The following is a 22,812-nucleotide window of genomic DNA, read 5'->3' on the forward strand; positions in this document are numbered from 1 at the left end:
GAGACCACGGAAGGCAGGTGGAGAATGAGAGAGCGTGGTCGTCCTCGCGGCTTCGACCGCGACGCCGTGCTGAGGCAGGCGATGATTGCGTTCTGGAGCAACGGGTATGAGGGGACGTCGATGACAGACCTCACGGCCGCAATGGGTATCGCCTCGCCCAGTATCTATGCCTGCTTCGGCTCCAAGGAACAACTCTTCCGAGCGGCTGTCGAGCTTTACGACTCGACCGTGGGCAATCCGGCGCGCCTCGCGCTCGACCACGCACCCGTCGCCCGCGAGGCGGTACACGAGTTGCTATCCGCGAGTGCCGATTTCTTCGCCGATCCCGCGACTCCGCCCGGATGCATGGTCACGCTGGCCGCCCGGACCGCGACAAATCAAGACGCCCAGGCATTCCTCGCCGACCTCCGTCACGGCATGCAAGCCGCGATCGCGGCCCGGCTGCGCCGCGCGGTCGACGAGGGCGACCTTCCCGCCGAGGCAACCGTCGACACCATGGCCGCGTTCTACACCACTGTCCACCAGGGCATGTCGATACAGGCCCGCGATGGTGCCACCCGCGCCGACTTGGAGGCCATCGCCACTGCCGCCATGTCCGCATGGGAACCATTGGCAGGTCTACACTGACGCTTCCTTCGTCGAGGATTACGCCGCCCCGAACACCGGCAGTACACTCGGTAATCGAGCACCCGAACAGCAAGCGCCCCTGCGGATTACGGGCGGGTAGATCACGAACAGTGGGCCGGAACCAGGATTGGTGGGTCATCGACATTCGCGCTCAGTCGGAGGCGCTGTACCAAGGGTGAAGTTCACCCTCGACCACGATCGCCGTCAGCCGTCCGGGCTGCGTACGGTTCACGCACACAATCACCAAAATGTGTGCCTGAAACAACTTTCCGGCGGACTTGATGGCTCCGTGACGATCGTCGATGCCAGGGTTTGCATGAACGCGTGTATGCCCGCCAGCGTGTGCGCCGGCATCATGACGTCGCAGAACGGCAGCGCCGCCGCCATCGCACCGGTGGTCGGCTGGAATCGGGAGTCGCCGGCACGGGGATTGAGCCAGATGACGCGCCAGGCCCGGCGTCGGATCCGGGCCATCGCGCGGGCGAGGACATCGGGCGTGTCGCTGTCCCAGCCGTCCGAGGCGATGACGACGACGGCGCCGCGCACAGCGTTGCCGGACGGAGTCGCGAGCAACGTACCGAGGCACCGGCCGATATGCGTGCCGCCGTAGCGGTCGGCCACCTTGTCGTTGGCCCGGGCCACCGCGACATCCGGGGAGCGGTGCGCCAGCACCGAGGTCAGCCTGGTCAGCGAGGTGGAGAAAGCGAACACCTCGGGGCGATCGGGCGAACGGCGCTGCATCGCTGCCCGCATCAGGTGCAGGTAGATCGTCGAATACGGCTGCATCGAGCGACTGACGTCGCAGATCATGACGATCCGGCGCGGGCGGCGCCGGTGACGAGTGCGGACCAGCACCGCCGGCTCCCAGCCGGTGCGACGGGAGTGGTCCATCGTCGCCCGGAAGTCGATCCGCTTGCCGTGCGGATGGTGTGCGTAGCGCCTGCTCCGGCGCTGCGGCCACCGCGCCGACGCCTGCTCCAGCCAGACGCCGACGGTCCGCAGGTCGTCCGGATCGAAGCGGGCGAACGGTTCCTGTTCCCGTGCCGCGAACCGGCTCGGCAGCACGTCCGGCAGCGCCACGCCCCGGTCGGTCGATCGGTCGGCACCGGTCGCTGATTGCAGTGTCGCCCAAGGAACTTCACCGCCCTGCCCGGACTGTCCCCGACCGCCCGTGCCCGGCGCCGGCGCGCGTTCGGTCGGCAGCCCGTGCGTTCGGCTCGGCGGGTCCAGACCCAGCACCGCGTCGGCGAACACCGTCGCGAAGACCGCGTCGAAGGCGGCGAGATCCTGCATGCGATCGACGAGCGTCAGTCGCGCAGCCCAATAGAGCTCGGTGCGCGACCGCGGCGCCATGCGACGCAAGGCCTGCACGAACAGCGCGGGGCCGCTCGGCGCCACCGCGACGCCACCACGCCGCAGCCGCGCGACCACCGCGACAGCGAACGCGGCCAGATCGACGCGCAGCAGTGCCGCTCGCGTCATCGCTTCCCGCGCATCTGCCTGCGTACCAGGATGATTCCGAGCACGGCCGCGAGCACGAACGCGATGACGGGCGCGTACTTCTTGATCATCGCGGGCCCGACGAGCTCGACCAGATCGAGCGGCGCCGGCTCGGTTTCCGCGACCGGTTGCGGCCGTGACGCTCGGCCGTCCGGCCCGGCCGTCGCTGCTGCGCCGGCCGAATCGCCCGCTGCGAGCTTCTCTTCCAGCGAGGCGACGAATTGACCGATCATCTTCTCCGACACCTGCTGCAACATCCCGCTGCCGAACTGGGCGAGCTTGCCGACGATCTTGAGGTCGGTGTCCACGGTGACACGGGTCTCGTCCCCGTCTTCGCGCAATTGCGTGGTGATGGTCGCCGCCGCGTTTCCGGATCCGCGTGAATCCCGGCCACTGCCGGTGATCACGGCGCGATGGTCGTGTTCGTCGCGCTCGACGAAATTCGCCTTCCCGGTGAATTCACTGGTCACCGGACCGACTTTGACCTTCAGCTTGCCGAGGAAGTCCTCGCCCTCCCAGCCGACCAGCTGCGCCCCGGGCATGAGCGGAACCACCTGTTCGAGATCGGTCAGCACCGCCCATGCCTGCTCGAGGGGTGCGTGGACGGTGAACTCATTGGCGATCTTCATCGGAGTATCTCTCTCATCCGGTAGCCAGGCTTCGGGTGTATTCGACGAATGCCTCGTGGACCGTGGTGCGGTCGTCGGGTGTTTTCGCCAGTGCGCTGAGCGCGGCGACCGCCTCCGGCGCGGTGAGATCGGCGACGTCGAGCGTCACCAGCGCGGCGATCCAGTCGATGGTCTCGGCGACGCCGGGCGGCTTGTCGAGATCGAGATCGCGCGCGCGGCCCACGAATTGGGTGGCGTGCTCGATCAGCGCGTCGGTGGCCCCGGGCACGGTGCGCCGCACGATCGCCACCGCGCGGGCCGGTTCCGGGTAGTCGATCCAGTGGTAAAGGCAGCGCCGCCGCAGCGCGTCGTGCAGGTCGCGACTGCGGTTCGAGGTCAGCACCGCGAGCGGCGGGTGTTCGGTGACGAAGGTCCCGAGTTCGGGAACGGTCACCGTGGCCTCACCGAGGAACTCGAGCAGCAGCGCTTCGAATTCGTCGTCGGCACGGTCGATTTCGTCGATCAGCAGCACCGGGGGCGTCGGGCCGCGATATCGCACACAGCGCAGGATCGGGCGGTCGACCAGATAGGCCTCGGTGAACAGGTCGGCTTCGGTGAGCTCGGCGCCGCGCGCCTCGGCGAGCCGGATGCTGAGCAGTTGACGCTGGTAGTTCCAGTCGTACAGCGCTTCGCTCACGGTGAGGCCCTCGTAGCACTGCAGGCGGATCAGCGGTGCACCCAGCACGGTGGCCAGGGTCTTCGCCGCCGTCGTCTTGCCCACTCCCGGTTCGCCTTCCAGCAGCAGCGGCCGGCCCAATGTGGTGGCCAGATAGAAGGCGGCGGCGGTTCCGGTATCGAGCAGGTAGTCGTCGGCGTCGAATCGCCGCACCACGTCCTCGATATCGTCGAACGGCGACATCATGGCGACGTCGCGGCGCGCAGGCGCTGGTAGTCGTCCCAGGTGTCGACGTCCAAGGGCGCCGGTGCGTCGACGTCGAGTTGCGACACCGGGACGCGACCCGACTCGATGATCTTCCACACGGCCTTGTCGCCGTGCAATCGCGCCAACTCGCCGAATATGCTGCGACTCAGCCAAAATGGATGCCCGATACCGTCGTGGTAGCGGCAGACCGTGATCACGGCGGACGTTCCCTCGGCGATCAGCCGCTCGACGGTCGCCGCCGACAGACCCGGTTGATCACCGAGCATCAGCACGATTCCGGCGGACCGAGGATGCACCAGGTTCAGTGCCGAACGCAACGACGACGAACATCCCGAACGGAAATCTTCGGCCAGGACGACCTCCACCCCGGTGAGATCGACCTGCTGGGCCACCGCCGCCGCCGCGCCGCCGAGCGTGACGATGATCTGATCGAACGCGCAGGATCGGACCACGTCGAGGGTGGCGCCGAGAACCGTCGTATTCCGGTACGGCAGTATCTGTTTCGCCGTGCCGAGACGCTCTGAGGTGCCCGCGGCGAGCACCACCCCGGTGACGCCCACGTTCGTCATGAGCCTGTCCTCGTCGCTGCGAAGGAGGTGCGGCAGCCGGAGCTGCAGAACCAGTGGTCGACACCGTCGACAGTGAGATGCGGTGTGTCCGGCCCGACGGTCACGGTCATGCCGCACACCGGATCGAGCACCTCGATCGCGACCTTCGCCGCGCGGGGCGTGACGGCCAAGCCACCTTTACGGATCGCCTGGATCACTTCCGCGACAATCGAGACCGCTATCTCCGCGGACGTCTTGGCGCCGATCGGCAAACCCACCGGGGTGCGGATGCGAGCCCGCTCGGCGTCGGTCAATTCGAGGTCGTCGAGGATCGACGCGCCCCGAATCGTGCTGGCCACCAAGCCGATGTACCCCACACCCGCGTCGAGCGCGACGCGGATCATCTCGGCCTCCGGGCCACCGTGGCTGGCGATCACCACCACCGTCGTATCGGCCAGCGAATCCAGCGAGCCGGCTTCGGCAGTACTGCGCCGCACCCCGAAACCCACCAGTTCGCACATGTCGGCCAAGGCATCCGCGATGGGTGTCGCGCCGCAGATGCGCACCAGCGGCGCCGGGATCTGCGGCTCCAGGAAGATCTCCAGCGCTCCACCGGACAGACAGGGATTCACCACCACCGCCGCGCCGGGCGCTTCGGGAAAATGCAGATCGCCGTCGGGCAATACCCGCAGCAGCACACTCTCGTGCGACTGCAGGGCACCCAGCGCCGCCTTGCGGACCGAGTTCTGGGCGCACTGGCCGCCGACGAATCCTTCGATCGTCCCGTCCTGCAACAGGATCGCCTCGTCCCCGGCGTGCGCCGAGGTCGGCTGCTGGGCACGCACGACGGTCGCGTGCACGAACGGGGTCCGGGTGCGGACCAACTCCTGGGCACGGTCGTTCAACGTCATCGGTGATCCCATCCCACTCAGATGGGCGGCGCAGCGCGGCCCTGCATCGCGTCCCACACCCGCGACGGCGTCAACGGCATGTCGGCGTGCCGAACCCCGAACGGCGCCAGCGCATCCACCACCGCGTTGACCACCGCCGCCGGCGATCCGACCGTGGCCGATTCGCCGATGCCCTTCGCGCCGATCGGATGATGCGGCGACGGCGTGACCGTGTACCCGGTCTCGAAATGCGGAACCTCCAACGCCGTCGGGATGAGGTAGTCCATCAGCGATCCGCCGAGGCAGTTGCCATCCTCGTCGAAGGCCATGATCTCCATCAGCGCCATGCCGATGCCATCGGTGATGCCGCCGTGCACCTGCCCCTCGATGATCATCGGATTGATCCGGGTGCCGCAGTCGTCGACGGCGAGAAAGCGCCGCACCTTCACCACGGCTGTCCCCGGGTCGATGTCGACGACACAGAAGTACGCACCGTAGGGGAAGGTGAGATTCTCCGGGTTGTAACAGATCTGCGCGTCGAGTCCGCCCTCGATCCCCTCGGGCAGATCACCGGCGCCGTGTGCGCGCATCGCGATCTGCTGGATCGTCACCGCCGCGGACGGATCGCCCTTGACGTGGAACGAGCCCTTCTCCCACTCGAGGTCGGCGACGGAGACCTCGAGCATGCCCGACGCGATGATGCGCGCCTTGTCGCGCACCTTCCGCGCCACCAGTGCGGCAGCGGCGCCCGAGACCGGTGTCGACCGGCTGCCGTAGGTGCCGAGGCCGAACGGCGTCTGATCGGTGTCGCCGTGCACAACGTCGATGTCGTCGGGCGGGATGCCGAGTTCCTCGGCGACGATCTGGGCGAACGTTGTCTCGTGCCCCTGCCCCTGAGTCTGAACCGACAGCCGCACAACGGCTTTGCCGGTCGGATGGACGCGCAGTTCGCACCCGTCGGCCATCCCGAGTCCGAGGATGTCCATATCCTTGCGCGGACCCGCGCCCGCGGCCTCGGTGAAGAAGGACATCCCGATGCCCATCAACTCGCCGCGGGCGCGCCTGTCCCGCTGTTCCTTTCGCAAGGCGTCGTAGCCGATCATGTCCATCGCCAGCCGCATGGTCTTCTCGTAGTCGCCGGAGTCGTAGACCCAGCCGGTCTTGCTCCTGTACGGGAATTGCTCGGCGCGAAGAAGATTCCGCAGCCGCAGCTCGGCCGGATCCATCTTCAGCTCGTAGGCGAGGCAATCCACCAACCGCTCGACGAAGTAGACGGCCTCGGTGACCCGGAACGAGCACGCGTAGGCGACGCCGCCGGGGGCCTTGTTGGTATAGACCGCGGTCATCTTGCAGTAGGCGGCCTCGATGTCATAGCTACCGGTGAAGACGCCGAAGAAGCCCGCGGGGTACTTCAGCGGCGCGGCCGTGCCGTTGAAGGCGCCATGATCGGCGAGCACGGTCGACCGGATGGCCAGGATCTTGCCGTCGGTGGTGGCGGCGATTTCGCCGACCATGATGTAGTCGCGGGCGAATCCGGTGCTGGTGAGGTTCTCGCTGCGATCCTCCATCCACTTCACCGGTTTGCCCAGCAACAGCGACCCGACGATGGCGCAGACGTATCCCGGATAGATGGGCACCTTGTTGCCGAACCCGCCGCCGATATCGGGTGAGATCACCCGGATCTTGTGTTCGGGCAGTCCGGCCACCATCGCGTAGATCGTGCGGTGGGCGTGCGGCGCTTGGCTCGTCGACCACAACGTGAGCTTCCCCGTCACGGGATCGAGATCGGCGACGGCGCCGCAGGTTTCCATCGGGGCGGGATGCACTCGCGGATAGACGATCTCCTGCTTCACCACGACATCGGCGCGCGCGAACACCGCCTCGGTCGCGGCGGCATCGCCGGTCTCCCAGTCGAAGCAGTGGTTGTCCCGCTTGCCCTCGAGATCATCGCGGATCACCGGCGTCTCGGGCGCCAGTGCGGTCCGGGCATCGATCACCGGATCGAGCATCTCGTACTCGACATTGATGAGCTCCAACGCATCACGCGCGGAGTAGCGATCCTCGGCGACGACGAAGGCCACCTCCTGGCCCTGGAATCGGACCTTGTCCGTCGCGAGCACCGCCTGCACATCGTTGGACAGCGTCGGCATCCAGGCCAGACCCTTCGCCGCGAGGTCCGCACCGGTGACGACCGCCTTCACCTTCGGATGCGCCTGTGCCGCTGAGACATCGACGCTCACGATCCGCGCGTGCGCGAACGGGGAACGCAGGATCGCCATATGCAGCATGCCGGGCAGCTGCACGTCGTCGACATAGTTGCCGCGCCCGCGAATGAACCGCGGATCCTCCTTGCGGAGCATCCTGCCGTGACCACACGGCTTGCGGTCGTTGTCGACTCGGTCTTCGGGCCGGGGCTCGACGGCGGTCATGACGTGCTCCCTACCGGCGTCGGCGGGGCAGCGGGTTCGGGCTCCACCGCTTCGCCTCGTTGCTTCGCCGCGGCCCACTGGATCGACCGCACGATGGTCGTATATCCGGTGCAGCGGCAGATCTGGCCCGAGATCGCCTCGCGAATCGTCTGCTCGTCGGGATTCGGATTGCGGTCGAGCAGGGCGCGGGCGGTGATCATCATTCCGGGCGTGCAGAAGCCGCACTGCAACCCGTGACACTGCATGAAGCCCTCCTGCACGGGATCGAGCCGGCCGTCCACCTCGAGCCCCTCGACAGTGCGCACCGCGTGGCCGTCGGCCATGACGGCCAGCATCGTGCACGACTTCACCGGTTCGCCGTCGACCTCCACCACACAGGTGCCGCAGTTGCTGGTGTCACACCCCCAGTGGGTTCCGGTGAGCCGCAACTGATCTCGCAGGAAATGCACCAGCAGGATGCGTGGCTCGACCTCCGCGGTCACCGGCTCGCCGTTGACGGTCATGGTTACCTGCATGGCTAATTCCCTTCCAGCGCAGATTCGTTCAGGGCGCGCTCGACCGCGGTACGCAGCACACGAATCGTCAGTTCGGACGCGAGATGGCGCTTGTAGTCCGCACTGCCGCGGGCATCGGTGACAGGTGAGCACGCTGCGCTCGCGCGGCGGCCCGCCTCCGCGAAAACGTCTTCGGTGGGCGGCCCGCCGATGAGTGCGTCGACCGCGGCGGCCAGCGCCGCCGGATCGGGATTGACCGCGGTCAGACCGATCCGTGCGGCCGCTATCGTGTCGCCGCGCAGTGTCACGGTTGCCCCTGCCGCCGCGATCGCCCAGTCGCCGACCCGGCGCTCCACCTTCGCGTAGGCACTCGAGGTCCGATGCCGCACCGGAATTCGGATCTCGATCAGAAGTTCGTTGTGCGCCATGGCGGTTTCGTACGGACCGACCAGGAAGTCGTCCATGGCGATCTCCCGGTCGCCGGACGGCCCGCGTACCAGGCAGGTGGCGCCGAGGACCGTGCAGACGGTGGTGAGATCCTCGGCGGGATCGGCCTGGCACAGCGAGCCGCCGATCGTGCCGCGATTGCGCACGACCGGATCGGCGATCACGCGCTCGGCGTCACGGAAGATCGGGCACACCGCGGCGAGATCGTCGGACTCGAGCAAATACCGATGCCGGACCATCGCACCGATGCGCACCAGGGTCGGATCGGTGACGATGTAGCCCAGTTCGGCAGCCAGGTCGTTGATGTCGATGAGATATTCCGGATTGGCCAGCCGCAGCTTCATCATCGGGAGCAGGCTGTGCCCGCCCGCCACGATCCGCGCCTCTTCGCCGAGCCGATCCAGTAGTCCGATGGCGTGATCCACGCCCGTTGCGCGCTCATATTCGAATGGCCCAGGAACTTGCACGTGATCTACCTCACATCAATGGGAAGAAGCTCAGCCTCTGTCCCGCTGATGCGGTCGTCAAGACCGAATTAAGCAATCGCTTAACTGGCTGTTTGGGCCCTGTGGTGGATGCGGCCGCCGGTCCGGGTCAGGGAGCGACCGTGTCCGCCCCAGCGGCGCGCGATGATCTCCGCCGCGATGGACACCGCCGTCTCCTCGGGTGTCCGGCCGCCGAGATCCAGCCCGATCGGGCTGGCGAGCCGGGCGAGTTGCTCGTCGGTGAGACCTGCCTGTCGCAGCCGGGTCAGCCGCTCGTCGTGCGTGCGGCGGGACCCCATGGCGCCGACATAGCCGATCTCCGGCGCGCGCAGGGCCACCTCGAGCAGTGGCACGTCGAACTTGGGATCGTGGGTCAGCACGCAGACCACGGTCTGCGAATCGACGGCACCCGCCGCGATCTGCGCGGCCAGGTAGCGGTGCGGCCAGTCGACGACGACCTCGTCGGCGGTCGGGAACCGGGCGGACGTGGCGAAGACCGGCCGCGCGTCGCACACCGTCACCCGGTACCCGAGGAACGATCCCTGCTGTGCCAGGGCGGCTGCGAAATCGATCGCCCCGAACACCAGCATCCGAGGCTGCCGGGCATAGCTGGCGACGAAAACCGCCATGCCCTCGCCGCGGCGCTGCCCGTCCGGACCGTAGGACAGCACCTCGCTGCGGCCTGCCGCGAGCAGCCCGCGTCCGTCATCGATCACCGCAGCGTCGGCGCGCGCCGACCCCAGGGTGCCGTGCGCGGTGCCCGGCCGGATCAGCAGCCGCCGCCCTACCCGGGCGGCGTCGGGGTGCTCGATGACGGTCGCGACCGCGACCGGGCGGTCAGCGGCGATCTCCGCGGCGACCTCGCCGAGCTCCGGAAACGTTGCCCGCGAGACCGCCTCGACGAAGATGTCGATGATGCCGCCGCAAGTGAGACCGACGGCGAATGCGTCGTCGTCGGAGATGCCGAACCGCTCCAGCACCGGACGACCGGTCCGGATGACGTCGGTGGCGAGTTCGTAGACCGCACCCTCGACGCAGCCACCGGAGACCGAACCGCCGACCGTCCCGTCCGAGGCGACGACCATGGCCGCGCCCGGCGGTCGCGGCGCCGAACGGAAGGTCCGCACGACCGTCGCGACCCCCGCCGTGCCCCCGCCGTTCCAGGTTTTCATCAGATCCGTGAGCACGTCCTGCATGGTGCGTCCTCCGGGCGCGATGCGGCTGGTAGGCACTGCGTCCACCTCCAAACTAGACTCGGGTTGTGACGCCCGCCCAGCTTCGGGCCTACTCGACGGTGGTGCGGCTCGGCTCCGTCCATGCGGCGGCCAGAGAGCTGGGGATATCCGACGCCGGTGTCTCGACGCACATCGCGCAGTTGCGTAAAGAGCTCGACGACCCGCTGTTCACTCGCACGGCGGCCGGTCTGGCCTTCACGCCCGGTGGGTTACGCCTGGCCAGCCGGGCGATCGAGATTCTCGGACTGCAGCGCCAGACCGCCATCGAGGTGAGCGAGGCGGCGCACGGCCGGCGGCTGCTCCGGATCGCGGCCTCGAGCGCGTTCGCCGAACATGCCGCGCCCGGCCTCATCGACCTGTTCGCGGCGCGGGCGAAAGATCTGTCGGTCGAGCTGAGTGTGCATCCCACCAGCCAGTTCCGCAGCTTGATCGAGACCCGTGCGGTGGACATCGCGCTGGGACCCGGGCAGAACGACACCGACACGGCCATCACCACCCGGCCGTTCCTCAAGTACCAGATCATTTCGGTAGCGCGCCCCGACAGCCCGCTGGCGGACGTCGCACCGCATCCGGCGCTGCTGCGGGAGCAGCAGTGGATGCTGGGCCCCGGCGCCGGCAGTGTCGACGGGCGGATCGCAACGATGTTGCGCGAGTTGGCGATTCCCGAATCACACCAGCGGATCTTCCAGAGCGACGCGGCCGCCCTCGAGGAGGTCCGCCGGGTCGGGGGCATCACCCTAGCGATCGGCTTCGCCGTCTCCTCCGACCTCGCCGCCGGTCGGTTGACCCGCATCAAGGGAGCCGGCCTTCAGGCATCCGACGAGTGGTGCGCGACCACTCTGCCACCCGACACCCGACAGCCCGCGGTGTCGGAACTGCTGCGGTTCATCGCCACCCCGCGATGCATCCAGGCGATGATCCGCGGGTCCGGGGTCGGAGTCACCCGGTTCCGCCCGAAAGTGCATGTGACGTTGTGGAGTTGACCCTACTGACCGGCCAGATTTCCGCGCCGAGACACCGAGGGAGCAGCACATGGACGACGAGTTCGAACGCACGCCGCGTCTCACGGCCTTCCCGCGCATCGACGACTACGGTTTCATCTCCGACTGCGAGGTCACTGCGCTGATCGCCCCCAGCGGGGCCATCGAGTGGATGTGTCTGCCTCGCATCGACTCCGCCAGTGTCTTTGCGGCCATCCTGGATCGCTCCGCCGGTTCGTTTCGGTTCGCCCCGGTCGAATTCATGGTGCCCACCGATCGCCGCTACGTCCCCGGGACGATGGTCATGGAGACGAGTTGGCGCAGTGGCGAAGGGTGGGCGACGGTTCGCGACGCGCTGCTGGTCGGGCCCTGGCGGCATCAGACACCCGGCCACAGCGCCCATCGTCGAACCCCCACCGACTACGACGCCGAGCACATATTGCTGCGGACAGTGCATTGTGAGACCGGGCAAATCCAGTTCGGCCTCGACTGCCACCCGTCCTTCGACTACGGCAAGAATCATGCCCATTGGGAGTACCTCGACAGTTACTACCTCGCGCAGGCCAGCGCCGACGGGACCGATCTGGAGCTGACGCTCAGCACCGACATGCGCTTGGGACTGGAAGGTACGCACGCGCTCGCGCGCACCCTGCTGAAGGCGGGCGACACCCGTTTCTGCGCGCTCTCCTGGGGTAGTCGCAACGCGCCCACCGCCGTCGACGAGGCCGAAGAACGGCTGCTGCGGACGGTCCACCATTGGCGGCACTGGCTCGCCGGCGGGCGGTTTCCGGACCATCCATGGGCGGCCCAGCTGACCCGCAGCGCGCTGACCCTCAAGGGGCTGACCTTCGCACCCACCGGTGCCATCAGCGCCGCTGCCACCACTTCACTACCCGAAACGCCAGGTGGACAACGCAATTGGGACTACCGCTACTCGTGGATCCGTGACTCCGCCTTCGCGCTGTGGGCCTGTACACGCTGGGCTTCAGCTGGGAGGCGAACGACTTCTTCTCCTACATCACGAACTTGACCGAAGGCGTCCGCGACATGCAGATCGTCTACGGCATCGGCGGCGAAAGCGACCTCACCGAGCAGACCCTCACCCACCTGCGCGGCTACGAGAATGCCAGCCCCGTGCGCATCGGCAACGACGCGTACCGGCAACGCCAGCACGATGTGTGGGGCGCTGCGCTGGACGCGGTCTACCTCTACGCGCGCAACCAGGACCGAATCGACGCACGCGCCTGGCCGGTGCTGGGCCGGGCCGTCAAGAGCGCCCTCACCTACTGGCGCGAGCCCGACCATGGCATCTGGGAAGTGCGCGGAAAGCCCCAGCACTTCACCTCCAGCAAGGTGATGTGCTGGGTGGCCGCCGACCGCGGTGCCCGGCTGGCCCGCATCCACCAGGACTTCGAACGCGCGCATCGCTGGCAACAGGCCGCGGACGAAATCCACGCCGACATATGCGCTCACGCGGTCGACTCCCGGCAGGTGTTCACCCAGTACTACGGCAGTACGGCGCTGGATGCTTCGGCCCTGCTCATCCCACTGGTTCGATTCCTGCCTCCCGACGACGAACGGGTACGCAACACGGTGTTGGCCATCGCCGACGAATTGACCGAGGACGGCCTCGTATTGCGGTACCGAGTCGGTGAAACCGACGATGGATGCACGGGAGAAGAAGGCGCCTTCACGATCTGCTCGTTCTGGCTGGTCTCGGCATTGTCGGAGATCGGCGAAAAGAAACGAGCCAAACAGCTGTGCGAGAAACTGCTCGCCTACGCCAGCCCCCTCGGTCTCTACGCCGAGGAGATCAACCCTCGAACCGGCCGGCACTGGGGCAACTTCCCCCAGGCGTTCACCCACCTCGCGCTGATCAACGCCGTCATGCACGTCATCCAGGACGAACAAGCGGTCACGCGGCAGGCGCTCGGCGGGGAATCGATCTCCCCGCGGCTCGACGATGCATCATTCTCGCTGGGATACATTCGGTGACGTCCCTGGCGGGCTCAGTGGCGTTTGGTGATCACGACCGGTTTGATCTCGGTGGGAATGCCGTCCAGCGCCGAAACCGGGATGCCGAGAACAGTGGCGGTGACCTCCCGCGGAATCGAATTCAGGGCAGCGAGAATGCCGATATCGTCGCTTGTCTCCGGGGCGCTGGTGTTGAAGACGATAAGTAGTTCGAGTGGGGCGTCGGCGCGGGCATTTTCGAAGTAGTGAAAGAACCCCTGCGGGGCGAAGACCAGGTCGCCCGCGTGTGCTTCGAATACATCGTTGTGGTAGCTGCCGTCCGGATGGGTACCCATGACCGTCCATTTCGCGCTGCCGGAGATGTGGTAGTTGAGTTCCCACGCCGTGGGGTGCCAGTGCGGTTCGCGGACGCCCCCGGGCTCGAGCCGCACGAAGTACGCCGCACCGTTCTGGCCGGCCAGCACCGGGAAGTTCTGTTCGTGGGCTCCCTGCAGCGTGCCGCCGTCGTAACGGTCCGGTTCGGCGGCGGTGAGGTGGAACAGATGCGCGGACTTGTTCAGATTGGCATCGATGCTGCCGGCACTCGGTAGTTCGGTCCGCGCAGGCTCGGCGCAGGCCGCGGCGGCTGTCAAACCCGCACCGAGCGCCGCGCCGCCCAACATTGCCGCACCGGTCCCGATGGCAGCGCGGCGGTTCACTGCCGGTGTTTCGTCAGGACGATCGCTCGACATGTCGCTCCGTTCCACACAGATTCGTCGCGGTCAACTCAGGGTTCGTCGCGGTCAACTCCGGGCAAATGCATCGACAGGGGCGCTCGACAGGGAAGCGTACCCAGGGTCGCGCCGCCGGCGCTGAAGCCACTCCCGGACAGATGAACGCGCCGGGAGTGGTGGAACAGCAACGACTTACGCAGCGCTGCGAAGAAGACGTCGATTTCTGTTGTGGCGCTCAGCTTTTGATGACCTCCCCGAGGCCATCCGCCAGCGAGTCCGTTTCACCAGCACCGAAGGGGACACTCCAGCGGAGTACCCCCTCGAAACCACCTCTGATCAGGCGAGTTTCAGGCTGCGGCCGATGATCTCCTTCATGATCTCGGTGGTGCCGCCGTAGATGGTCTGGACGCGGGCGTCCATGTACGCCTTGGCAATCGGGTACTCGCGCATGTACCCGTAGCCGCCGTGCAGCTGCAGGCACTTGGTGATGAGGTCGACCTGCTCCTCGCTCGACCACCACTTGACCATGGCGGCCTCCTCGACGGTCAGCTTCTGGTCGTTGAGCAGCTCGATGCAGCGGTCCACGAACACGCGCACGGCGGTGGTCTTCGTGGCCAGCTCGGCGAGCACGAAGCGGGTGTTCTGCTGGGCGCCGATGGGCTTGCCGAACGCCTTGCGGTCGCGCACGTACTGGCAGGTCAGGTCCAGGCAGGCCTCCATGGCGGCGGCGGCCATGACCGCGATGGACAGGCGCTCCTGCGGCAGGTTCTGCATCAGGTGGACGAAGCCCTGCCCCTCGGTGCCCAGCAGGTTCTTGCCGGGGACGCGAACGTCGGTGAAGGACAGCTCGGCGGTGTCCTGCGCCTTGAGCCCGATCTTGTCCAGATTGCGGCCGCGCTCGAAGCCGGGCATGCCGCGCTCGACCACGAGCAGCGAGAAGCCCATCGCGCCCTTCGACGGGTCGGTCTGGGCGACCACGATCACGATGTCGGCATTGATGCCGTTGGTGATGAAGGTCTTGGCGCCGTTGAGGATCCAGTCGTCGCCGTCCTTGACCGCGCGGGTCTTGATGCCCTGCAGGTCCGAGCCGGTGCCGGGCTCGGTCATGGCGATGGCGGTGATGATCTCACCGGAGCAGAAGCCCGGCAGCCAGCGCCGCTTCTGCTCCTCGTTGGCCAGCTCCAGCAGGTAGGGCGCGATCACGTCGTTGTGCAGACCGAAACCCAGGCCGGAGTAGAAGCCCTTGGTGACCTCCTCGGTCACGATGGCGTTGTAGCGGAAGTCCAGCACGCCCCCGCCGCCGTACTCCTCCGGCACGGCCATGCCGAGGAACCCCTGCTTGCCGGCCTCCAGCCAGACCGAGCGATCGACGATGCCGTCGTGCTCCCACTGCTCATGCTGGGAAGCCACATGCTGATCGAGAAACTTACGGAACGACTCCCGGAACAGCTCGTGTTCGGGTTCGAAAAGAGTGCGCTCCACGCCAACCTCCTACAGTGACCACATCGGCACCATCGCCTGTGCTCATTACCGTACTCGAAAGTCGAACGGAGGTTAACTTCACGGGAGAAGAAAGTGGTCCGAACTGCGACAGTCGCCATTGACGCCGCGGAACGGGGCTGCTGAACCCCGGTAAACCTACCGGGAAATCAGGGTGATGCTCAGAGGCCGAAGCGGCCCAGGGTGCGGCCCAGCAGGCTGCGACCGCGGTCCCGGTCGCGCTCGGCCAGCAGGAAGTCCAGTTCACCTTCCAGGGCCTTCTTCACCACGGTCTGCAACTCGGTGGCGGCGGCCTCGAGATCCTCGGCGTCACGCCAGGGGCTGGTGTCGATCGGGGTGCCGAGGGCGTAGTAGAAGCGCTCGGGCTTGGGCACCAGTGTCGGACCGAGGCCGCGAATCAGCGGCGGCGTCAGATTCGAGCGCAGGCCCAGGCCCTCGACGGCCTTGCGCAGCGGCAGCATGACCGGGTGATCGCCGTCGAAGACGATGTCGTAGATGTCGTCGCCGCCGATCATGGCGATCGGGACGATGGGCGCGCCGGTCGCGATGGCCATCTTGGCGAAGCCGGTGCGGCCCTCCCACAGCAGCTGGTACTTCTGCCCCTTGCCGCGCATGGCCTCGCGGCCGCCGCCCGGGAACACCGCCACGGCCTCGCCCTGCTCCAGCAGCGTGGTGCAGTTGTGGCGGTTGCCGCGCACGATTCCCCAGCGGTGCAACACATCTCGCAGCCCCGGCAGATCGATGAGCACATTCTCGGCGAGCCCCCGCACCAGCCGATCGTGCTGCACCAGAATCTCGTGCGCGAGCAGCGGGGCGTCGGTGCCGCCCGCCAGGCTGTGATTGCCGACGAGCAGCACCGGGCCCTGCTCCGGGAAGTTCTCCATCCCGTAGAAGCGCGGGCTGAACCAGGCCCGCGAGGGGGCGACGAGCAGATCGATGATGCGGCGATCGGCATCGGTGAGATCGACGTGCAGTGGCGCGCCGTCGGTCAGCCCCCTGGGCGATTCGGTGTCGGACCATTGATCGTCATGACGAGACAAGACAAACCCTCCCTGCAAGAACCTTCGATAACGGCATCGTAACGAAAGTTCGCGCAGGTCACCGAATCAGGGTTAGAACAGGTTCGAGCGCCCGAATGAGACAAACTCGGCTTCGAGTTCCAATTTGCCGGAATCGGTGAAGAGGTTGTACTCCGGTTTGCCGCGACCGGCCCAGCGATAGATCGGCTCGGCAGTGTGCCAACGCTGTTCCTGGAGTTCGCGTTTGAGCACCTTGTTGGAGCCGGTGACGGGCAGATTTCCCGACACCCGCAGCAGCCGGGGCGCGCCCTTGCTGCCGAGATCGTCCTGGGCGCTGAGGAATTCGGCGAACTCGGCGGCATCGAATGCGGCCGGGTCGGCCACCTCGATGGCGGCCATCACCTGGTCGCCCGAGCGGGCGTCGGGAACGCCGTAGACCGCGGCGGCAATGACCGCCGGATGGCGTCGGATCACCTGTTCGATCAGCAGCGTCGAGGTGTTCTCGCCGTCGACGCGAAGCCAGTCGCCTTTGCGTCCGGCGAAATAGAGGAATCCGTCCGCGTCGATATATCCGAGATCGCCGGTCCAATACCAACCGTTCCGCAAACGTTCGGCATCCGCGACATCGTTTTTGTAATAGCCCTCGAAGACGAGCGCACCCGCTTTGTCGATCATCTCGCCCACCGATTCGTCCGGATTCAATACACGACCGTATTCATCCAATTCCGCTCGCGCGCAATCGGCGAGGGTCTCCGGATTCACCACCGCCACCCCCGGATGGGCCGGCCGGCCCAGCGCCGCGGCCGGAGCGGCCGGGTCGATGGCGGCCAGGGCCGGGCCCTCGCTGGAGCCGTAGCCCTCGAAGAGCTCGGCCCCGAAGCGGCGCCGGAACTCGGCCTGGTCGGCCACCGACGCCTCGGTACCGAAACCACGGTCCAGGGTGTTGTCGGCGTCCTGCGGACTCACCGGGGTGGCCAACAGGTAGCCGAGCGCCTTGCCCACATAGGTGAAGAAGGTCGCGCCGAAATACCGCACGTCCGAGAGGAATCCGGAGGCCGAGAACTTCGGGGTGAGGCAGACGGTCGCACCGTTGGCCAAGGCCGGAGCCCACAGCGCCATGATGGCGTTGCCGTGGAACAGCGGCATGCAGCAGTAGTCGACATCCTCGCGCACGTGACCGAACTTGTCGGTGGCCGCGTACGCGATCACCGCCAGGCGGCGCTGCGTGCACTTGACCGCCTTGGAGGTGCCGGTGGTGCCGGAGGTGAACAGCAACAGCAGCAAGGCTTCCGGGCCCGCGTGGGCGGCGGGCTCGACCCGGTGCGCGTCGAGCCGCTCGGCGTAGGCCGGATCGTCGACCAGCAGGAACCGCTCGGGTTCCAGGCCGAGATCCAGCCCGCGCAGGCGGGCCATCCCGGCCGCGTCGGTCACGATCAGCTGGCAGTCGACATAGCGAATATCGGCCTCCAACTGGGCGTTTCCGCGCGTCGGATTGATGCCCACCAGGGTCGCGCCCGCCAGCGCGGCAGCGCCCAGCCAGAAGACGAAGTCGGGCACGTTGTCCAGCAGCACCCCGATGTGGAAGGGCCCGTCGCGCCGCAGTTCCCGGGCCAGTTCGGCGCGCGCCGCCGACTCCCGCACCACCGCGTCCCAGGTCCAATCCCGGTCGCGGGTCCGCACTCCGAGCCGCTCGTCGCCGAGGCGGTCGAGCAGCATGGTCGCGATGTCCGCGCGACGCCGGGGTTGCTCCGGCGACACCGCCGGAGTCTCCGCCGTCACGGCCGGGGGTGCCACTGACAGGTCCGTCATGTCCGATTCGCCTTCCATATGCCGAGTCTCGCCGCTGTCAGACGGCCGGGTGCACGAGTTCGACGTATTCCCTGGGCAGCTCGTCGAAGGACAGCTTGCGGATCTCCACCGGGCCCGAGTGGTAGGAGTCCTCGCCGACGATCAGGCCGTTCGCGTCGACCGGCCACAGCAGCAGCTGGCGGAAGGTGATCAGGTAGTCGGCGGCGGGATCGTCGACGGGGATGCCGATCTGGGCGGCGTAGGCGCCCGGATAGATCTGCTTGAGGAAGCCCTCGGTGACCACGCAGTCGTCGTCCACCAGCAGGCGGTCCAGCTCGAACTCCAGGATGTTGGACTTGCTCTCGACGAAGGCCGAGTAGTAGGCGTGCACGGTGTCCCACCCCTTCGGTCCGACATCCTGGCCCGCGTTCCAGAAGTGGTAGTCCGGTTCCGCGACCAGGGTGCGCATCAGACCGTCCAGGTCGGGGGCGGCCTCGGCCTTCATGTGCTCGATGACGATGCCGAGCACCTGGCGGTGGCGCTCGTTGGTGGTGACGGCCAGCCGCTGCTCGAGCAGCTCCCAGGTCTTGGCCGGATCGACAATCGCCATGGTGTGAATCTCCTTCTCCCGCACCGGTTGTGCCCACCGATCGTCACCGAACGACGTGACCCGGATCACCCGCCGCCCGTCGCGGGTATCACCGCCTTCACCCGACACCTGTCGGATCGGGCGGCATGCGGCCCGCCAACTGCGCGGAGGACAACGTCATGCGCCGGACCGTCAGCACCAGGGTGGCGGTGAACCGGTCCAGCGCCTCGTCCACATCCCAGCCCATCACCGCCTCGACCTGCGCTATCCGCGCGGCCACCGTGCTGTGGTGCAGGTGCAGTTCGGTCGCGGTCCGCCGCAGGGTGCCGAAGACGCAGAACGCCTCGAGGGTGTCGACGGCCAGCGCTCCCGCCTCGGTGGCGGCGAACTCGTTGATCCGCATGACATCCGCCGTCCCCAGCAGCCGCTGCACCGGCAGATCCGCCAGCAGCTCCAGCGCCCCCAGCCGCTCGAACGCGATCACCCGCCGTCCGTGCCAGGTCGACGACGCGAATCGCATCGCGCGGCGCGCCTGCTCCCACGAGGTGGCCGCCGCGAAGGCCGGCAACCGCTCCCCCACCCCGATCCACGGCCCGCCGGTGCCCGCCTGCGATGCCGGGAACGACTGCGCGACAGCAGCATTCAAGACATCCGACAGCCCACGGTCGACCATCGACGGACGCCCGGGACCGGTCGGGACCGGCACCGCCGAGCTCCCGGCCGCCGGCACCGAGCGGTCCGAGGCGGCAGCCGGGCGTCGCGTGGTCTCCCCGGCACCACCGGGCGGCGCGAAATCCTGGACCAGCACCGCGGTCGTCGCCCCGATCACGGCCTGCCGCAGGATCGGCACGTGCTCGCCGATGATCCGCACCGCGGCCGCGGCGCCCGGCCCGGCCACCGCCAGCACCCGCGTCGCCCGCGCCGGATCCAGCCCGAGCAACCGCATGGCCCGCACGCGATCCTCACGCCGTTCCTTCTCCGAGAGCACCACTTCCAGCAATGCCGGATCATCCATCCGCAGCGGATTGGCCGCCTGCCGCACCGACACCACGCGCAGACAATGCCGCAGCCGATCCAGCACCACGCCGTCCAGCGGATGCGCCGCGGCCGCAGGTTGCCCGTGCGGACCCGAGCGCTCAGCGATCATGTTGTCCCGCTGCCGATTTCGTGGTCCGGCCGCCGTCGCACCGTTGCGTCGCGGCCGGTCGGATTCCCCTGCGGCGGCCGCGGCCGGCGCCGCCTGCCGCTCCAGCCAGACGGCGGGGTCGGTCCCGACCGCGTCGGCGGGCGTGCCCGTGGCGGGCAGCAGGCGGCCCGCGGCGTCGTAGCGGATCACGGTCCCGGACGGCCAGCTCGCCCCGACCGGGCATTCGGCCAGCAGCGCGGCGGCTCGCACGACCGTGTCGGCATTGGCGGCGGACTCGTCGAAATCGTCGAAGTGCGCGATGACGCGCAATACCGCGGTCGAATCAGCACCGAGCTCGGACAGTCGCAGCGGGTTCGGGGTCGGCGCAGGCTCCATCCCGCTGCTCCCTCCACTCTGATGGGATATCCCCTCAGATTCGCAACCGCTCGGCCGAATTCATCACGAATCGGTCGAACCGTCCAACTGAGTGGGACGCGACAACGCCGAGGGGTCAGGCGCGAAGGAACAGTCTGAGCGATTCGTCGACCACCGCATCGCGGGTGCGGTGGTCCGGATCGGCCTCGGGGCGCAGCCAGATGGAGGCGTGGTTGAGGATGCCGTGCAGGCAGTGCAGGGCCACCGAGGGGTCGGGGCAGTCGAAGGCGCCGGAATCGATTCCGCGGTCGATGACCTCGCGGAAGAGGCGGTCGTGGCGGCGGCGCATGGTCTTGATGGCCTCGGAGTGCTCGCTCGGCCAGGGGGCGGGGAACGAGAAGAGCTTGCCGACCTCGGGATACAGCACCGTCAGCACATGCAGCTGGGCCGCGATCAGGACCCGCAGCTGCTCGGCGGGCGGCGCGTCGGCGGCGGTGTCCAGGGCCGCGCGGAGGCTGGTCAGGACGTCGGCGGTGAGTTTCTCCAGCGCCGCGGACACCAGCGCGTCCTTGCTCGGAAAGTAGTGGTAGAGCGTGGCTTTGGCGATGTCGGTGCGCTCGGCGACGTCCTCGAACCGCATGCCCTGATAGCCACTGCTGGACAGGATCTGCAGCGCGGTCGCGATGATCTCCGCCTTGCGGCGGTCACGCCGGCGTGCCGCGCGCCCGGCGGGGGCGGCGTCCTCGTCCACGGTCGAAGTCATCGCTCGATCATAGGCGGCGCTCGGGTCGGTTGTTCCGACCACAAAGATGGTTTACCGACTAGCCAGATCAAAACTCGACCCGTAGGTTGGGAAATGTGACGGAGACCAGCGCACCCGAGTCCAGCTACTTCCGGCGAGTCGGCGAACACCGATTCGTCCCCACCCGCCATGCGGGCGGCGCGTGGGCCGACGACGAACAGCACTTCAGCCCGGTCGGTGGCCTGATCGTGCACGAGATCCTGCGCGCCCGCGCCGATCGCCCGGGTCTGCTGTTGAGCCGCATCAGCTTCGACATCCTCGGCCGGATCGGGTTCGAGGAGTTCGAGATTCGCGTCGAGACCGTCCGGCCCGGCCGCACCATCGAGCTGGTGCAGGCCACGGTGACCATCGGCGGCCGCAGCGTGGTGAGCGCCCGGGCCTGGTTCCTGGGCGTCCAGGACACCGACAGCGTCGCGGGCGGCGAACCGGATCGGCTGCCCGCGCCCGATGAGCTGGAGTCCTGGGAGCTCGGTTCGCTCTGGTCGGGCGGCTACATCGCCTCGATCGACACCCGGCCGGTCGGTATCCCGCAGCCCGGCCGCACCACGGCCTGGATCACCACCTCCCTGGACCTGGTCGCGGGCGAGCAGTCCGAGGCTCTCGCCTCCTACATCGCACTGGTCGACACCGCCAACGGCATCGCGGTCCGGCAGGAGCCCACCAAGTGGATGTTCCCGAACGTGGACCTGACCATCCACCTCTACCGGCAGCCGGAGGGCGAGTGGACCGGCCTCGATACGACGGTCACCTTCGGCCACACCGGGCAAGGGCTGACCAGCACCGTTCTCCACGACGTCCGCGGCGCGGTCGGTTACGCCCAGCAGATCCTGACCGTGCGCCCGCAGCCCTGACCGATCGGGCCCTATAGTCGATGGGCATGACCTTCCACAGCGACAGCGGCACAGTGCCGTCGATCGTCCTGAACGACGGAAACGTGATTCCGGCACTCGGTTTCGGAGTGTTCCAGGTCGCCGGCGCGGAGACGTTCGACACCGTCACCGCGGCGCTCCAAACCGGTTACCGCAGCATCGATACCGCCGCGATCTACGGCAACGAGGTCGAGGTGGGCCGCGCCATCCACGAGTACGGGCTGCCGCGCGAACAGGTCTACCTCACCACCAAACTGTGGAACTCCGAACAGGGCTACGACTCCACTCTGCGCGCCTTCGACGCCAGCATGGCGCGGCTCGGAATGGACTATCTGGACCTGTATCTCATTCACTGGCCGGTGGCGCAGGCCGGTCGGTTCGTCGATACGTTCCGGGCCTTCCAGACCCTGAAGTCCGAGGGCCGGATCCGGTCGATCGGCGTCTCGAACTTCAACCGCGATCACCTCGAGCGCGTTATCGACGAGACCGGCGAAACCCCGGCGGTGAACCAGATCGAACTGCACCCGCACCTGGCGCAGACCGAGCTGCGGGCCTTCCACGCCGAGCACCGCATCGTGACCGAGGCCTGGAGTCCGCTCGGCCGGGGCGCGGATCTGAAGGATCCGGCCATCGTCGAGATCGCGGAGGAAACCGGCCGGACCCCGGCGCAGGTGATCATCCGCTGGCATCTGCAGCTCGGCAATGTGGTGATCCCGAAATCGGTGACCCCGTCCCGCATCCGGGAGAACTTCGATGTCTTCTCCTTCGAGCTGACGCCCGGCCAGCTGGCCCGCATCGACGGCGTCGACCGGGGCACTCGGATCGGCCCCGACCCGGCCACCCTCACCGCCGGCCTGGACGTCTGAGCCCG

Annotated in this window: 20 protein-coding genes and 1 pseudogene; 5 read left to right on the forward strand and 16 right to left on the reverse strand. The window is 67.7% G+C overall.

What is annotated here, in order from left to right; all coding sequences use genetic code 11:
- Positions 1-81: 81 nt before the first annotated feature.
- Positions 82-627, forward strand: coding sequence for a TetR/AcrR family transcriptional regulator (locus ACWEQQ_RS25400; RefSeq protein WP_452350005.1), 546 nt, complete (start codon positions 82-84; stop codon positions 625-627).
- Positions 628-867: 240 nt separating this feature from the next.
- Here the strand turns inward: ACWEQQ_RS25400 and ACWEQQ_RS25405 are convergent, their stop codons facing one another.
- From ACWEQQ_RS25405 to ACWEQQ_RS25445, 9 genes are all read right to left on the reverse strand, one after another.
- Positions 868-2,109: a vWA domain-containing protein gene (locus tag ACWEQQ_RS25405; protein ID WP_452349943.1), complete on the reverse strand. Its 1,242-nt coding sequence runs from the start codon at positions 2,107-2,109 to the stop codon at positions 868-870.
- Positions 2,106-2,756, reverse strand: coding sequence for an SRPBCC family protein (locus ACWEQQ_RS25410; RefSeq protein ID WP_452349944.1), 651 nt, complete (start codon positions 2,754-2,756; stop codon positions 2,106-2,108). Before ACWEQQ_RS25410 ends, ACWEQQ_RS25405 begins: the two co-directional genes overlap by 4 nt.
- A 13-nt stretch (positions 2,757-2,769) precedes the next feature.
- On the reverse strand, positions 2,770-3,657 hold the full coding sequence (locus ACWEQQ_RS25415; protein ID WP_379384002.1) for an AAA family ATPase: 888 nt from the start codon (positions 3,655-3,657) through the stop codon (positions 2,770-2,772).
- Complete coding sequence (locus ACWEQQ_RS25420; RefSeq protein WP_452349945.1) at positions 3,654-4,247, reverse strand: nucleotidyltransferase family protein; 594 nt, start codon at positions 4,245-4,247, stop codon at positions 3,654-3,656. The genes ACWEQQ_RS25415 and ACWEQQ_RS25420 overlap by 4 nt, the downstream gene beginning before the upstream one ends.
- Positions 4,244-5,137 carry an XdhC family protein gene (locus ACWEQQ_RS25425; protein WP_452340372.1) on the reverse strand — a complete coding sequence of 298 codons (894 nt, stop codon included), beginning with the start codon at positions 5,135-5,137 and terminating at the stop codon, positions 4,244-4,246. Before ACWEQQ_RS25425 ends, ACWEQQ_RS25420 begins: the two co-directional genes overlap by 4 nt.
- 17 nt (positions 5,138-5,154) lie before the next feature.
- On the reverse strand, positions 5,155-7,545 hold the full coding sequence (locus ACWEQQ_RS25430; RefSeq protein WP_452349946.1) for an aerobic carbon-monoxide dehydrogenase large subunit: 2,391 nt from the start codon (positions 7,543-7,545) through the stop codon (positions 5,155-5,157).
- The gene (locus ACWEQQ_RS25435; RefSeq protein ID WP_452340374.1) at positions 7,542-8,060 is read right to left on the reverse strand and encodes a (2Fe-2S)-binding protein; all 519 of its coding nucleotides are present in this window, start codon (positions 8,058-8,060) and stop codon (positions 7,542-7,544) included. The genes ACWEQQ_RS25430 and ACWEQQ_RS25435 overlap by 4 nt, the downstream gene beginning before the upstream one ends.
- A 2-nt stretch (positions 8,061-8,062) precedes the next feature.
- Positions 8,063-8,953: an FAD binding domain-containing protein gene (locus ACWEQQ_RS25440; protein WP_452340375.1), complete on the reverse strand. Its 891-nt coding sequence runs from the start codon at positions 8,951-8,953 to the stop codon at positions 8,063-8,065.
- Between the two features lie 80 nt (positions 8,954-9,033).
- Entirely contained in the window at positions 9,034-10,167 is a 1,134-nt protein-coding gene (locus ACWEQQ_RS25445; RefSeq protein ID WP_452350006.1) for an XdhC family protein, read from the reverse strand.
- A 65-nt stretch (positions 10,168-10,232) separates the two neighbouring features.
- Here ACWEQQ_RS25445 and ACWEQQ_RS25450 point away from each other — a divergent pair, with 65 nt between their 5' ends.
- A complete protein-coding gene (locus tag ACWEQQ_RS25450) occupies positions 10,233-11,189 on the forward strand; it encodes a LysR family transcriptional regulator (RefSeq protein ID WP_452349947.1) in 957 nt (318 codons plus the stop codon).
- 49 nt (positions 11,190-11,238) lie between these two features.
- Positions 11,239-13,181, forward strand: a pseudogene (locus tag ACWEQQ_RS25455) (glycoside hydrolase family 15 protein).
- Positions 13,182-13,195: 14 nt separating this feature from the next.
- On the opposite strand, the gene ACWEQQ_RS25460 reads toward ACWEQQ_RS25455, so the two are convergent.
- The 7 genes from ACWEQQ_RS25460 to ACWEQQ_RS25490 all read right to left on the reverse strand — a co-directional run bounded on the left by ACWEQQ_RS25460 (position 13,196) and on the right by ACWEQQ_RS25490 (position 21,033).
- The gene (locus ACWEQQ_RS25460) at positions 13,196-13,858 is read right to left on the reverse strand and encodes a cupin domain-containing protein (protein WP_379398742.1); all 663 of its coding nucleotides are present in this window, start codon (positions 13,856-13,858) and stop codon (positions 13,196-13,198) included.
- A 351-nt stretch (positions 13,859-14,209) separates the two neighbouring features.
- A complete protein-coding gene (locus ACWEQQ_RS25465; protein WP_452349948.1) occupies positions 14,210-15,355 on the reverse strand; it encodes an acyl-CoA dehydrogenase family protein in 1,146 nt (381 codons plus the stop codon).
- A gap of 179 nt (positions 15,356-15,534) precedes the next feature.
- The gene (locus ACWEQQ_RS25470; protein ID WP_452340379.1) at positions 15,535-16,413 is read right to left on the reverse strand and encodes a lysophospholipid acyltransferase family protein; all 879 of its coding nucleotides are present in this window, start codon (positions 16,411-16,413) and stop codon (positions 15,535-15,537) included.
- Between the two features lie 72 nt (positions 16,414-16,485).
- Positions 16,486-18,108, reverse strand: a complete 1,623-nt coding sequence (locus tag ACWEQQ_RS25475; RefSeq protein WP_452350007.1) for an AMP-binding protein — start codon at positions 18,106-18,108, stop codon at positions 16,486-16,488.
- Between the two features lie 130 nt (positions 18,109-18,238).
- Complete coding sequence (locus ACWEQQ_RS25480) at positions 18,239-18,790, reverse strand: nuclear transport factor 2 family protein (protein ID WP_379398794.1); 552 nt, start codon at positions 18,788-18,790, stop codon at positions 18,239-18,241.
- Between the two features lie 97 nt (positions 18,791-18,887).
- Positions 18,888-20,291, reverse strand: a complete 1,404-nt coding sequence (locus tag ACWEQQ_RS25485) for a PucR family transcriptional regulator (RefSeq protein WP_452349949.1) — start codon at positions 20,289-20,291, stop codon at positions 18,888-18,890.
- Positions 20,292-20,406: 115 nt separating this feature from the next.
- The gene (locus tag ACWEQQ_RS25490) at positions 20,407-21,033 is read right to left on the reverse strand and encodes a TetR/AcrR family transcriptional regulator (RefSeq protein ID WP_452349950.1); all 627 of its coding nucleotides are present in this window, start codon (positions 21,031-21,033) and stop codon (positions 20,407-20,409) included.
- A gap of 95 nt (positions 21,034-21,128) precedes the next feature.
- On the opposite strand from ACWEQQ_RS25490, the gene ACWEQQ_RS25495 reads away from it, so the two are divergent.
- Positions 21,129-21,923, forward strand: a complete 795-nt coding sequence (locus tag ACWEQQ_RS25495) for a thioesterase family protein (RefSeq protein ID WP_452340382.1) — start codon at positions 21,129-21,131, stop codon at positions 21,921-21,923.
- 26 nt (positions 21,924-21,949) lie between these two features.
- On the forward strand, positions 21,950-22,807 hold the full coding sequence (locus ACWEQQ_RS25500; RefSeq protein WP_452349951.1) for an aldo/keto reductase: 858 nt from the start codon (positions 21,950-21,952) through the stop codon (positions 22,805-22,807).
- Positions 22,808-22,812: the final 5 nt, after the last annotated feature.

Source organism: Nocardia sp. NPDC004123, from assembly GCF_053603795.1.